The 12,583-nt window shown below is 62.1% G+C and carries 10 protein-coding genes and 3 pseudogenes; 3 read left to right on the forward strand and 10 right to left on the reverse strand.

The annotated features are described in order from the left end of the window. Positions 1–221 precede the first annotated feature (221 nt). The 8 genes and pseudogenes from ABIB00_RS23855 to ABIB00_RS23890 form a co-directional block, all read right to left on the reverse strand. Positions 222–1,097 carry an ABC transporter permease gene (locus ABIB00_RS23855; RefSeq protein WP_354106060.1) on the reverse strand — a complete coding sequence of 292 codons (876 nt, stop codon included), beginning with the start codon at positions 1,095–1,097 and terminating at the stop codon, positions 222–224. Further along, complete coding sequence (locus ABIB00_RS23860; RefSeq protein WP_354106061.1) at positions 1,094–1,927, reverse strand: ABC transporter ATP-binding protein; 834 nt, start codon at positions 1,925–1,927, stop codon at positions 1,094–1,096. The genes ABIB00_RS23855 and ABIB00_RS23860 overlap by 4 nt, the downstream gene beginning before the upstream one ends. Next, positions 1,924–2,973, reverse strand: coding sequence for an ABC transporter substrate-binding protein (locus ABIB00_RS23865; protein WP_354106062.1), 1,050 nt, complete (start codon positions 2,971–2,973; stop codon positions 1,924–1,926). Before ABIB00_RS23865 ends, ABIB00_RS23860 begins: the two co-directional genes overlap by 4 nt. Further along, on the reverse strand, positions 2,973–4,112 hold the full coding sequence (gene leuB, locus ABIB00_RS23870) for a 3-isopropylmalate dehydrogenase (RefSeq protein WP_354106063.1): 1,140 nt from the start codon (positions 4,110–4,112) through the stop codon (positions 2,973–2,975). Before leuB ends, ABIB00_RS23865 begins: the two co-directional genes overlap by 1 nt. A 5-nt stretch (positions 4,113–4,117) precedes the next feature. Beyond that, positions 4,118–4,744 carry a 3-isopropylmalate dehydratase small subunit gene (gene leuD, locus ABIB00_RS23875; RefSeq protein WP_354106064.1) on the reverse strand — a complete coding sequence of 209 codons (627 nt, stop codon included), beginning with the start codon at positions 4,742–4,744 and terminating at the stop codon, positions 4,118–4,120. Further along, positions 4,745–6,169 (reverse strand): 3-isopropylmalate dehydratase large subunit, encoded by a 1,425-nt coding sequence (leuC, locus tag ABIB00_RS23880; protein ID WP_354106065.1) that lies wholly within the window; start codon positions 6,167–6,169, stop codon positions 4,745–4,747. Positions 6,170–6,319: 150 nt separating this feature from the next. Beyond that, positions 6,320–7,273: a LysR family transcriptional regulator gene (locus ABIB00_RS23885; protein WP_354106066.1), complete on the reverse strand. Its 954-nt coding sequence runs from the start codon at positions 7,271–7,273 to the stop codon at positions 6,320–6,322. Positions 7,274–8,440: 1,167 nt separating this feature from the next. Next, positions 8,441–9,368 (reverse strand): annotated as a pseudogene (locus ABIB00_RS23890) (NADP-dependent oxidoreductase). A 382-nt stretch (positions 9,369–9,750) separates the two neighbouring features. On the opposite strand from ABIB00_RS23890, the gene ABIB00_RS23895 reads away from it, so the two are divergent. From ABIB00_RS23895 to ABIB00_RS23905, 3 genes are all read left to right on the forward strand, one after another. Further along, positions 9,751–10,062 (forward strand): ArsR/SmtB family transcription factor, encoded by a 312-nt coding sequence (locus ABIB00_RS23895; protein ID WP_354106067.1) that lies wholly within the window; start codon positions 9,751–9,753, stop codon positions 10,060–10,062. Next, positions 10,059–10,544, forward strand: a complete 486-nt coding sequence (locus ABIB00_RS23900) for an SRPBCC family protein (protein WP_354106068.1) — start codon at positions 10,059–10,061, stop codon at positions 10,542–10,544. Before ABIB00_RS23895 ends, ABIB00_RS23900 begins: the two co-directional genes overlap by 4 nt. A gap of 254 nt (positions 10,545–10,798) precedes the next feature. Then, entirely contained in the window at positions 10,799–11,047 is a 249-nt protein-coding gene (locus tag ABIB00_RS23905; RefSeq protein ID WP_354106069.1) for an MAPEG family protein, read from the forward strand. A 79-nt stretch (positions 11,048–11,126) separates the two neighbouring features. On the opposite strand, the pseudogene ABIB00_RS23910 reads toward ABIB00_RS23905, so the two are convergent. Next, positions 11,127–11,282: pseudogene (locus ABIB00_RS23910) on the reverse strand (4-hydroxylaminobenzoate lyase); the annotation flags it as partial. Position 11,283: 1 nt separating this feature from the next. Continuing rightward, positions 11,284–12,519 (reverse strand): annotated as a pseudogene (locus ABIB00_RS23915) (relaxase/mobilization nuclease domain-containing protein); the annotation flags it as partial. Positions 12,520–12,583: the final 64 nt, after the last annotated feature.

Below are 12,583 nucleotides of genomic sequence, written 5' to 3' on the forward strand. Positions count from 1 at the left end.
TCACCGGGTGGTACCGCACTGCACATCCGATGAATTTAGCGCGATGGCAGAGTTCACGGACCTTCCTTCTTGAGGTGCACCGCCGCTATCCAGACACCTGAAGACAATTGATCCGGCGATAGCGCGCGCCTGCTGATCACGCAGGTCGCCAGGATCGAGCAAGGATGCGGAGACTAAAGGATTGCTCCTCGCGCAAGTCCAGAACGTTTAGCACAGCAGAGTTATTCCGCCAGATTGTGCTGTTGCCAGCGCAGCAGATAGGCCTGCAGTCGCCAGATCAACGCGGACAGCGCAACACCGACCAGCATCAGCACGATAACCGCGACCATCATTCCCGAGGCCTCCGCGCGCGCCTCGGACTCGATGATCAGGCGCCCGATGCCCCGTTCTGCACCGATGAATTCACCGACAATGACCCCTATCAAGGCGAAGGAAATCGCAGGTGTCAGCGAGGCAAAGACCCAGGCCATGGTCGACGGGATCACCACCGTGCGGGTGATCTGCCACTCGCTGGCGCCGAGCAGCCGCGCCGCATTGACAAAGCCCTCGTCGATCGAGCGGGCGCCTTCGAAGGTGTTGAAGAACACGAGAAAGACGACCACGATCCATGACGTCACAATCTTCGAAGTATCGCCGATGCCGAAGGCAAGCACGATGATCGGCGCAAGTGCGATGCGGGGGATCGAATTCACCGCGGTGATGAACGGCTGGAAAATGGCGCTCAGCCGGTCCGAACGCCCCAGCACGAGTCCTGCGGCAAAGCCGCTGCTGACGCCGGTCACGAAGCCGAAGAAGGTGTTCTTCAGGGTGACCGCGGTGGCGATCCAGAGATTGTTCTCGGATCGCGCCATGCAGCGGGCGAATTCGCCATTGAACCAGCCGTTGAACATTCCGACCTTGGATTTGAGGCAGCTCAGGATCAGGAAATGTTCGAAGATCTGGGACGGCTTGGACACGAAATAGGGGTCGAGCAGATCCGGCACCAGCCAGGGAAGGCGGCTGTGCAGATCGTATCCCCACTGCCAGATCGACAGCAAGCCGACGCAGATCAACATCTGCCAGGCCAGGATTCTGCCGGGGTGGCGACCTCGTCTCATGGCTTGCGGCCCTTGATGAACTCCTCGCCGAGCGAATGCCAGATCAGCTGGAACAACTCGGCATAACGCGGCGTCTCCCGGATCTTCACGGCGTTGCGCGGGCGGGCGAAATCCACCTCGAAGGTTTCCTTGATCCGGCCGGGCCGCGCCGAAAACAGAATGATGCGATCCGCCAGCGTCAGGGCCTCGCCGAGATCATGGGTCACGAACAGCACTGTCTGCTGCTCGCGTTCCCAGATGCGAAGCAGCACGTCGTGCATGTCGATCTTGGTGTGGGTGTCGAGCGCGCCGAACGGCTCGTCCATCAGCAGGACCTGCGGTTCGACGACCAGCGTTCGCATCAAGGCGGCGCGCTGGCGCATGCCGCCCGACAATGCGGAGGGGTAGGCATCGCCGAAACCCTCCAGTCCGGCTTGCGCGAGGCAAGCACGGACACGATCCTTTCGCTCCGCCGTCGGGATACCGGCCAGCTCCAAGCCGTAGCCGATGTTGTTGGCGACGGTGCGCCAGGGAAACAGGGTATCGCGCTGGAACACATAGCCGACGTCGGGCGTCGCCCGTCCGGGAAAGACAGGCACGCCGTCAATCAGGATCTGACCGCTGGTCGGCTTGATCAGGGTCGCGATCATGTTGAGGACGGTGCTCTTGCCCGAACCGGATGGACCCAGGAGAGCAACGAATTCGCCGCGCCGGACATTGAAGGAAACGTCGCGCACCGCCTCGATCGCCGCACCCGCCAGCTGGAAGGTCTTGCACAAACCGCGCACATCGATGCGCCGCGCGTCGGGCGGCGCATCGACGTGCGGCGTGTGTAAGGCCTGGATCGTCAAGCCGGATAGGCCTTGCGGGCTGCTTCGATGAAGCTGGTCGTGACGACATCGGCCATCGCGAGCGGCTTGATGCCGGTCATTTCACGAAACCAGACCTTCTGGCCGCGCGCGAAGCTGGCTTCGTCGATGACGCATTCGTAATCGGTGACCTTCTTCATGATGGCGAGGTCGAAAATGTTCGCGTCGCGCGACGTGCTCCCGACATAGGGCTCAATCGCATCGTAGATCTCTTCGGGAGAATGCCCCTTGATCCACTGGGTTGCGCGCCACAGCGCCGTAACGAAGGCCTGCATCTTCGGCGGGTCCTTGTCGATGGTCGACTGCAGGGTGAAATGAGACGTCACCGGGACCTTGCCGCCGATATACTTGGCCCAGACCGCCTCGTCCGTTCCATCGAACAACAGCGCGCCCCAGCCCTGCTCGACCGAATCGTTCAGGATCGATGGCGAGTTGATGAGAACATCGACCTGTTTCGTCTTCAACGTGCCCATCATGGTGTCGACATTGCCGGTGCCGATCCAGGTCACCTTGTCATCGAGCCCCATAGTTTCCATGTAGTAGGACGCCCAGACGTGGTTGGTGCCGCCCAGCGATGATACCGAGACGATCGGCTTGCGTCCGTCCGGCCGCTTCCACTTCGCCAGCGCCTCGAGGCTGGTGATGCCCTGGTTGAACAGATCCTTGCGGATGATGAAGATCGCGGCGTTGCTGCGGGTATCGACCGGCATCAGGACACGTGCGCTGCGGCCATGATTGCTGAGCTGCATCGGGTGGGTGATGTCGCCGATGCCGATATCGCCCTGGGACGAAGCGATGATCTCGCGCGTCTTCACGCCGCTGCCGCCCTGGATCAGCTTGCAGTCAAGGCCGGCGTCCTTGAAGAATCCGGCCCGGTCGGCGACGAATTGCGACTGATAGACTGGAATGGCCACCGGATAGATCACACGGCCCGACGGGGTATCGGCCCACGCCCTTCCAACCGCCATGGAGGCACCGGCGCCGGCGACAATGGTCAGCGCGGCCCGTCTGGTGACCCGAGTTCTCATCACGCGTGCTCCCTCTCCTTGCCGACCACCTTGTCGAGCGCGTTCAGCACCGCATCGCCCATCTCCTGGGTCGACAATCTTTTTGAGCCGGGTTCGGCGATATCGGCCGTTCTTGCGCCGGCAGCCAGCGCCGTATCCACCGCCTTCTCCAACAGCGTGGCATCATCAGGCCGATTGAGGGTGATGCGCAACATCATTGCGACGCTGAGGATCGAGCCGAGCGGATTGGCGATTCCCTTGCCCGCAATATCGGGCGCGCTGCCATGGACCGGTTCATAGAGCGCCTTGCGGCGTCCCAGCCGGTCCGGCGGCCCGAGCGAGACCGACGGCAGCATGCCGAGCGAACCGGATGCCATCGCGGCGCAATCGGAAAGAATGTCGCCGAAGATATTGCAGGTCACCATGACATCGAACTGCGACGGCGCGCGGACGATCTGCATCGCGGCGTTGTCGACATAGAGATGCGACAGCTTCACATCGGCGAATTCTGCTTGATGCAGCGCGATGACCTCCTCGCGCCACAGCACGCTGGTCTCCAGCACATTGGCCTTGTCGACCGAGCAGACCCGGCCCTTGCGCGTCCGCGCCAGTTCGAACGCGGTCCGCGCCACCCGGCGGATCTGGCTGGTGGTGTATTGCTGGGTGTTGAAGCCACGGCGCTGGCCGTCGGGCAGCGTTTCGATGCCGCGCGGCTCACCGAAATAGATGCCGCTGGTGAGTTCGCGGATAATGATGAAGTCGACATCCTTCAATACCGAAGCCTTGAGCGGCGCGGAATCCGCCAGCGCCGGATTGGCGACGATAGGCCGGAGATTGGCATAGAGGTCGTATTTGCTGCGCAGCGACAGTAGGCTTCCCTCCTTGCGCGCCGCGGGAGGTACTTCCGTGGTTTCCGGGCCACCCGTCGCCCCCCAGAGGATAGCGTCGGCTTCCTCCATCGCCTCAACGGTGTCATCCGGCAACACCTTGCCGGTCGCGAGATAGGGGATGAGACCGTATTGCGCTTCGCGCAAAACGACCGGAGCGCCGCGCCGGTCCGAAAACCATTTGAGAATGCGATGGGACTGGTCGGTCACCTCCGGACCGATGCCTTCACCACCGACCACAGCCACCTTGATCGTGTTCGAGAGCGTGTTCATGCCGATTATCCCACAAAATGAATCCACGGCCGCGCATCGCGGTCGGATGCCTGGAATACGCGGATCTCTTGGTCGCGCCGCAACGTCAGCGAAATCTCATCTAAGCCTTCGAGCAACCCCGCACGCCGGCGCGGATCGATCTCGAAGGCATGCCGGACGCGCGACGGCGAGGTGACCGTCTGCTCCTCCAGGTCGATACTGAGGCGCCCCGCGCCCTGGCTCGCTTCGATCTCGGCGGCGAGGCCATCGATCGTGGCCTTATCGAGCACCACCGGCAGGATGCCGTTCTGGAAGCAGTTGGCGAAGAAGATGTCGCCGAAGCCGGATCCAATGATGGCACGAACGCCCATCTCCTGTAGCGCCCACACCGCCGCCTCCCGCGACGAGCCGCAGCCGAAGTTCGGACCCGTGACCAGGATTTCCGCCGCGCGATAAGGCTCGCGATTCAGGATAAACGCTGGATTGTCCGAACCGTCAGGTAAATAACGGAGCGAACCGAACGCCCATTTGCCGAGACTGCCGCGGACGGAATTTCCGATCATGCGGTTGATGCTGATGATGACATCCGTATCGACATTGGTGCGCATGATCGGCGCGGCGGTCGCGGATAGTTTGGTGAAGGCTTGCGCCATCTAGCGCTCCATGGTTCGGACGTCGGCGATGGCGCCGGAGATCGCCGCCGCCACGGCCATGGCCGGGCTTGCCAGATGGGTGCGGGCACGCGGCCCCTGCCGGCCGATGAAATTCCGGTTCGACGTCGACACCGAGCGCTGGCCGGGCGGCACGGTTTCGCCGTTGGCGGCAAGGCACATCGAGCATCCGGGCTCGCGCCATTCAAAGCCCGCGTCGATGAAGATCTTGTCGAGCCCCTCGGCCATTGCATCGCGCTTGACGGTCTCCGAACCCGGCACGACCCAGGCGCGCACGCCCGGCGCAACCTTGCGGCCGCGCGCGATTTCGGCCGCGGCTCTGAGATCGCTGAGGCGGCTGTTGGTGCAGGAGCCGATGAAGACCCAATCCACCTTCGTGCCGGCGATCGGCGCTCCCGGCGTCAGGCCCATATAGTCGAGCGCGATCTCGATCGCGCCGCGGCGCGCGGGATCGGCGATGTCAGCGGGATCCGGGATGCGGCCGTCGATACCAAGCACGTGCTCCGGGCTCGTGCCCCAGGTGATCTGGGGGATGATGGTGCCGACGTCGATCGACACCTCGCGATCGAACATTGCATCGCTGTCGCTTCGAAGCGTCCGCCACGCCGCGACCGCCTGGTCCCACATCTCGCCTTGCGGCGCATAGGGGCGGCCGCGGATATAGGCAAATGTCGTTTCGTCCGGCGCGATCAGCCCCATCTTGGCGCCGAGCTCGACCGACAGATTGCAGATGGTGAGGCGGCCTTCTATCGGCAGGTCCCTGATCGCACGGCCGGCGTATTCGACGGCATAACCGGTGCCGCCGGCGGCGCCGACATGGCCAATCAAGGCGAGGATGAGATCCTTCGCCGTGACACCGAACGGCAGGGCGCCGTCGAACGTCACGCGCATGGTCTTGGGCCGGCGCTGGATGATGGTCTGGGTCGCCAGCACGTGCGTGAGCTCGCTGGAGCCGATGCCGAAGGCGAGCGCGCCGAGCCCGCCATGGGTGCAGGTGTGGCTATCGCCGCAGACGATCAGGCAGCCGGGGAGGCTGAGGCCGAGCTCGGGGCCGATGACATGGACGATGCCCTGCCCCGGCTGGTCGAGGTCGAACAGCCGGATGTTGCTGGCCGACGTCTCGGTCCGCAGCGCCGCCAGCAGATCCCACCCGGTCTTGATCGTGCCGGCCCGCCCGGACGCGGTCGAAATCGCATGATCGGGCGTGGCGAAGGTCAGTTCGGGATTGTGGACCGCAATATTGCGGCTTTTGAGGTCGAGCAGGCCGCGGGAGCCGCCGAGGTCATGCAGCAAATGGCGATCCACATGCAGCAGATCGGTATCATCGCTGACGCGAGCGACGACATGCTGGTCCCAGATTTTGGCCAGCAGCGTGCGACCGTGCGTGTCCACGATCCGTCCTCCCATGTTCGGCATCTGATGTACCGTGTTGCTGCCGATCATGCCGACCGACAGCGATGTTGGGGAGCAGGATAGAAGTCCGTCCCAAAAATGTGCAGTGACGGTTGGGCAGCCAGCCATCGCGGGCGGCGACGGCGGCCGCTGACAGGAGCAACGTCAGCCGCTGCCCGGCACGACCGTCAGCCGGTCGGACACGCCGCTCGCGGCGAGACGCGCATCGTCGTGGGACCGCAAATGGTCCACTAGCAGCTTCGTCACTGGCGGCAGCGACTTGTAATCGCGCACGCCCATGACCAGCTCGCGTCGCGCCCAGGACTCATCGAGCGGGACGGTGACGAGGCTGTCGACGCCGTAGCGGCCGCGAACGATCTCGAGCGGCACGATGCCGACCCCCATCCTGGCATCGATGACGCGGAACAGTGCATCGAAACTGCTGACGCGGATGCGCACCTTGAGGTGCTGCCCAAGCGCCGCAGCGGCCCTGACACACAGCGTCTCGATCGAGCTGCCCTTCTCCAGGCTGACGAAGTCGAAATCGACCAGCTCACGGAAGCGAACGCTGCTGCGGTCCGCCAGCGGGTGATCGCGCGTGACCAGCGCGACCAGACTGTCGCTGCGATAGGACAGCAGCTCCAGATCCTGTCCGTCGATGTTGCCGCCGAAGATGCCGATGTCGGCACGGTTCTCCATCACCGCGCGCACGATCGCAGGGCTGAGATCCTCCTCGATGTCGATGTGGACCAGCGGATGCTGTTCCAGGAACAGGCTGAGCTCGTCCGCCAGGGCTTCGAGGATCGCGGACTTGTTGGCACAGACCCGGATCAGCCCGCGCTTGCCCTCCCTAAATCCCGTCAGCTCGGCCTCGAGCTTGCTGAGGTTTCCCAGGATGATGCGGGCGTGCTCGAGCAGGGCGAAACCGGCAGGTGTCGGCTCGATCCCTTTCGAATGGCGATGCAGCAGCTCGACCTTGAACAGGACCTCAATATCCGAGATACGGCGGCTGACTGCAGATGCGGCAATGTTCTTCTTCTCCGCCGCTTTCGCGATACTCTGCTCCTCGACGATCGCCACGAACAATTGCAGCGTCAGGAGATCGATTTTAGCCGTCATCCGTCAGATCCTCGACCGAGCCCCTCACGACGGGCCACTCTAGCCCTTTCAGATCGCAGCCGGCTACAGATGGCTCCGCTTGTAGTCTGCAGCAGAGATTGATTGGGGTCTAGGACCGAGCGAGGCTCTACGAAAAGCATGGCGCGTGTCGCTATGGGGTCGCAGTAGCATCGATACCGGTATTCGCGCGGTAAGCGGCGCGGAGGCCGGAAGAGCGAAAGATGAGGTACGAAGCGTTCAACCTGGTAACCACGGTACTTGACGGCAAACGTTGAGATCCTGCTTCCCTCCAGGCTCTCCAGGGCTCCTACAGTGGCACGATCAGGCTTGTACGACCTGGTTTGCGGAGAGGTTATTATCATTTCAAAGGGCACTTTAACTTGCTTGATCGTTTGGGAGAGTAGACGGGCGTCGACATTGGAGATGATCAAAATCGATAACGGCAAGCGAGCCAAGTCTTAGAGAGGGACTCTTCAAACACGGGCCAACCAGCGAACTGACAAACCCGAGCTTCCGGAACAGCGTCCGATCTGATCCCAAGGCTTTCGGGGCCGATTGCGCAACGCGCTGAAGCACTTTCGAGTACGGGAAGATGTTTTCGCGGATGATATGCGCTTCGGCCTGAACGAAGCGTTCCTTAAATTTGTGCGGGATATTTGGCAACGATCTCCTCGCGAACCTCCACCGGAAATTGATCGAGCCCTACCCCGATTACATCGAGCAGAACACCCGAATTGAGGAGCGCGACCTCGGGACCCATGTACTTCGGGATGCCGGGAGTGGTGTGCGGCGCGATCGCTTCCAGATGGTCTGCACCTGGTCTTCAGCAATATCGTGGGCGGTCAGAAACTGCCGAGCTGTATTTGCGCCATCGACTTCGAAGCGTGTCGAGAACTTCTTGACAAGGCCGAAATCGTGGAATGCGGCGGCCACGTAGAGAAGCTCGCAGTTTCCTCTGACGCCCCGCTCCGTAGACGCGGATCGAGTGAATAAAGAGCAGATTGGTGGAATATTCGCGCAGGACGTCTGTTGCTTATCTCGCGAGCAGCGGATCGGGAATGACGAGGGCGTGGGCGGGAGTTCGCGATATCATTTTTGTCCTTTCAAGAGCAACCGTTGGACTTCGCTGGCACATTCAGAGTCGAACGCAAGATGAGGCGCGATCGATCAGCTCGCTTCGACGGCGAGCACGATCTTTCCCTTTGGCCGGGGCCGCACGCCGTCCAGCATGAAGTGGCCTCGCGCGCATCCGCGAGAGGTAAGACTACCCCGACGTTTATTCTCAGTTCTCCACCTCGACGAGGCGAGCGATTTCCGTCAGATACTGGCTCGTGACGTTCCTAAAAAGAAGGTGGCTTCGACACCGTGGTGTTTTGCAAGGTCCTGATCCGGGCGGACACTGCCGAGATCAGCTTGCCGCCTCGAAAGGACCTGGAACGAGCGGCTTTGCGTTTCGCCGCCGACTAGATCAATGACGGCGTCCGCATCCCGCACTTCATTCTCAAAGCGCTGAATCCGATAGTCGATCACGGTGTTTGCGCCGAGATCGCGAACGAAGGAAAGTCGGCCGTCGATACTGTTGCGATAGTTTGCACACCCGCATGACGGGCCAATTGGGGCGCGTAGGATCCCACGTTACCAGCCGCCCCGTGAGACCATCGTTTGGCTTGGTTCAAGTCGCGCGTGGTTCAAACAGCGCCTGCCATGCGGTTACGGCAATGATGGGAACGGACGCGGCTTCAACGTGGGTGAGCGAGGTCGGCTTGCTCGAGATCATCTCCGCCGAAGCCAAGGCGTACTCGGCGTAGGCCCCAATAAACCTCGGATTCGTAACACCGTAGACCTGATCTCCCGCACGTTCTTGCGAGACTCCGGGCTCAACGGCGACGATTTCACCGAAAAGATCCGAGCCCAGAATGAGCGGGAGCGGCTGCGGCAAAGCGCTCTTCCCGGCTCTGATCCAGGCATCCCGTGGCCCCACTCCGGCCGCTTCAACTTTGACCAGGACCTCGCCGGGCCCGGGTTCAGGTCGTGAGAGGGACTCAAACTTCATGACCTCTGGCGGCCCAAACTCGTGCACGCGCCAGGCCATCATTGTTGATTGACCTTGAGGAACGATGCCGCTGGGGGTCATCTCACACTCCTTGCGCTCAGCTCGACACGCCTGCGCCTGGCATCGGCGGAGTTGTTGCTTTAGGCAACGAACTCAACCGCAGGGATCAGGACATCGGTCTGTCCTTTCCGGACAAGAACCCTTCGCCGCTTCCGCCAGCTGAACGTGCCTTGCCGGTACTGCTACGCCCATCACCTCACCGGTCGATATCAGGATTTTTTCGCGTGGATGCCAACATCGCGTGGCCCAAGAAGTCGGACCGGCAGGGAGACTGGCCGGGTCAATCCAAGAGCCTCAATGGCACCGAGAACACGAGACGTTCACACCGCTTGACCATATCATAAGTTTGTACTAATCATAAGTCATGACTATTGATCACGCGCAGCTGGCCGCGCTTGGCGACTCGACGCGCCGAACGATTTTCGAGCTGATCGCGGAGCGTCCACGTTCGGTAGTTGAGATTACCCGACAGGTACCGGTCTCCCAGTCGGCCGTCTCGCAGCATCTGAAGGTGCTACGAGACTCACGACTAGTCCGCGCGGAGCAGAAGGGCGCAAGCAACGTCTATCACATCGACCCTCACGGGCTTGGCCAGATGCGTGCTTGGCTCGACCGGTTTTGGAGCAAGACGCTGGCCGCCTACAAGTTGGTCGTCGAGCAACAGGAGACACAATGAACACGCGTGTAGGACTTGCGGCCGTGAAACAATCCATCGTGGTCGAGGCACCGATCGCGCGCGCATTTAAAATCTTCACCGAGGGGTTCGGGAGTTTCAAACCGCCCGAGCACAACCTGCTCCGCGTCCAGATCGCCGAGACGGTGTTCCAGGCTCGGGTGGGTGGGTACATTTATGACCGAGGCATCGATGGCAGCGAGTGCCGCTGGGCGCGCGTGCTGGCCTACGAACCGCCGGACCGGGTGCTGCTCAGCTGGGACATCAGCCCCAAATGGCAGATCGAGACTGACCCAGAAAAGACCAGCGAGTGGGAGGTGCGGTTCACTGCTGAAACGCCGAACCGGACCCGAATCGACCTTGAGCATCGCAATCTGGAACGCCATGGCGACGGCTGGGAAGGCGTGCGGGACGGTGTCGCCGGTGATCACGGCTGGCCGCTTTATCTTCAGCGCTATGCCGATCTTTTCACCCGCCCTTCCTGACAGACGCGCTCCGAAGCGCTCGGACAGAAACTCAATCACCTTAATTGGTTCTGTCCCGCCGACATCGCGATCCAGCTAACCGAGGTCAGCATGGAAGCCTACAGCCTGAGTGTCATCGGAGTGCTCGCGCTCTGTCTCGTGTCCATCCTTTTGGCGGTCCAATCGGGGTATTCCAAGGGACGTGCGGGGGCCCTCTCTGGACCGATACTTCCGGCTGACGATGCGAACCTCCTTTATCGCATCGTCGTGTACACATGAATTCTGTGGAGGCGCTGGCACCCTTCGTGGTCCCGGCCGTGCTGGCGATGATGGTAGGTGTCAGGCCAAGCACGCTCGCGCTGCTGGTGTGGACCCATGTTGCGATCCGCCTTGTTCATACCGCCATCTATTTGCGCGGCGGCAACGCAGCTAAAGGTGGCAGTGTCAGAACAATTCTCTACGTCTCCGGCGCGTTAGTCACGGTGATCCTTGTTGTCTTGACAGGCCGGGCAGCCATGCATTGAGGCAATCGCCGTGAACTGACGCTGGCAGCACGCCTGCCTTCTCCAACCGGATGTGGCCGACGCCGCCGGCGCCGAACGGTCAGGCCGGCACCTTGAAGTCGTAGGAGATGCGCCCAGCCGGCAGATAGAAGAGCGCGATCACCGCGCCGCCCCTCACTTCCGGATAATGCCGGCTGCCGGGATCCGGCGCCGTCCAGCCCGGCCCCTGCCAGCCTTGCAATCCCTTCAGCTGGGCGCGGGTGCGCATCGCCGGCTTGACCGAAGCGTCGGACTTCGACGATTCCGCCGATCGGCGGCGCATGTTCGAAAGCTTCGATCCCGCGGAAACGGACATGGTGCGCGCGTCCGTCTGTTCCGTCGATCAGGGCGTAAGCCTCGCCCGTCAGTTCGTCGTGCAATCCTCGGTCGACGAGCCGTCCGATAATCTCGGACGTCGGTTGTCCACTCTCGATGGCATAGTCGGCAACGCCCCGAGCTTCCCCACGCTCGGTGAAGGCGCGGTGCATGGTCTTGATGATGTCGCCGCGCATGCCGAGGTCGCGCAAGCTACGCTCGGCCATTCCCCCGGTGCGGCGGATGCGGCAAGGCCCATCTTCTCCAGATGTTGAAGGCGGCCGACCATCAGGCGCCGGATCTCGGGATCGGACTTGCCGGGGTTCTCTGGGCGAACATCGATATAGCCGGTCTCATCGGCCGCCAGCCGGATCTCCCGGTCGAGCCGCGTCCATCGTTCAGCCGAAACCTCCCTCTCCAGTGAATTGCGGATCTCGTGCTCGGGTTTTGGGCCCAGTTCGATGGCGACCAGTTCCTCGGCGCGCGAGCGCAGGCCCTGGCTGATATAGTCGCGGGAGATCACGAGATCCGCATCTTGTTCATCTACTCCCCGAACGAGCAGATGGACGTGAGGGTTATCGGTATTCCAATGATCGACAGCCACCCAGTCAAGCCGCGTGCCGAGATCGGTCTCCATCTGCCTGGCGAGATCGCGGGTGAAGGCCGTCAGGTCGGTCATGTCGCCGGCATCCTCCGGCGAGATGATGAACCGGAAATGATGCCGGTCTTCCTTGCAGCGTTCTGCGAAAGCCGCCATCGGCGCGGTCACTGCCGGCATCGAACATCTCGGCCCGCTCACCACTCCGGGTCACGCCGTCGCGCTTCAGATATGAGAGGTGGGCGGTTAGTGGCGCTGAACGGAAAGCTCGGCCTTTGTGGCGGACAACACGCGCTTTCACCACGACACGCCGTGTCGGGCTGAACAACCGGCTGCGACTAAAGGCGAGCCGGCCGCGGCCAAAAGTCGAGCGCCCGTAGGCCATGGAACGCCTCCCAGCCGCGGCCGGACGCGACGTGTGTCCTGCTTTCGTCGCCGCCCGCAGCACCTGATTGATGAAGCTCTTTTGCCTCGGCGCGCGGGTGTTGCGGATGCGCCCGGGTCGGATCCGCAGCTCGCTGTCACCTGCTGTCGTCGCCAGCGCTCCAAGCGCGCGAAATCGCCTACAGTGCCGGAAATGTCCTTGATTGCATTGTTCAAAATGC

This window comes from Bradyrhizobium sp. LB14.3 (assembly GCF_040547985.1).
In the GTDB taxonomy this organism is placed as follows: domain Bacteria; phylum Pseudomonadota; class Alphaproteobacteria; order Rhizobiales; family Xanthobacteraceae; genus Bradyrhizobium.

Bases quoted from the DNA above. Each gene is read 5' to 3' on its own strand.
- leuC (WP_354106065.1), bottom strand. From the start codon at position 6,169: ATGGGAGGACGGATCGTGGACACGCACGGTCGCACGCTGCTGGCCAAA.
- leuB (WP_354106063.1), bottom strand. From the start codon at position 4,112: ATGAACACGCTCTCGAACACGATCAAGGTGGCTGTGGTCGGTGGTGAA.
- ABIB00_RS23905 (WP_354106069.1), top strand. From the start codon at position 10,799: ATGAATTCTGTGGAGGCGCTGGCACCCTTCGTGGTCCCGGCCGTGCTG.
- leuD (WP_354106064.1), bottom strand. From the start codon at position 4,744: ATGGCGCAAGCCTTCACCAAACTATCCGCGACCGCCGCGCCGATCATG.
- ABIB00_RS23900 (WP_354106068.1), top strand. From the start codon at position 10,059: ATGAACACGCGTGTAGGACTTGCGGCCGTGAAACAATCCATCGTGGTC.
- ABIB00_RS23885 (WP_354106066.1), bottom strand. From the start codon at position 7,273: ATGACGGCTAAAATCGATCTCCTGACGCTGCAATTGTTCGTGGCGATC.
- ABIB00_RS23895 (WP_354106067.1), top strand. From the start codon at position 9,751: ATGACTATTGATCACGCGCAGCTGGCCGCGCTTGGCGACTCGACGCGC.
- ABIB00_RS23855 (WP_354106060.1), bottom strand. From the start codon at position 1,097: ATGAGACGAGGTCGCCACCCCGGCAGAATCCTGGCCTGGCAGATGTTG.
- ABIB00_RS23865 (WP_354106062.1), bottom strand. From the start codon at position 2,973: ATGAGAACTCGGGTCACCAGACGGGCCGCGCTGACCATTGTCGCCGGC.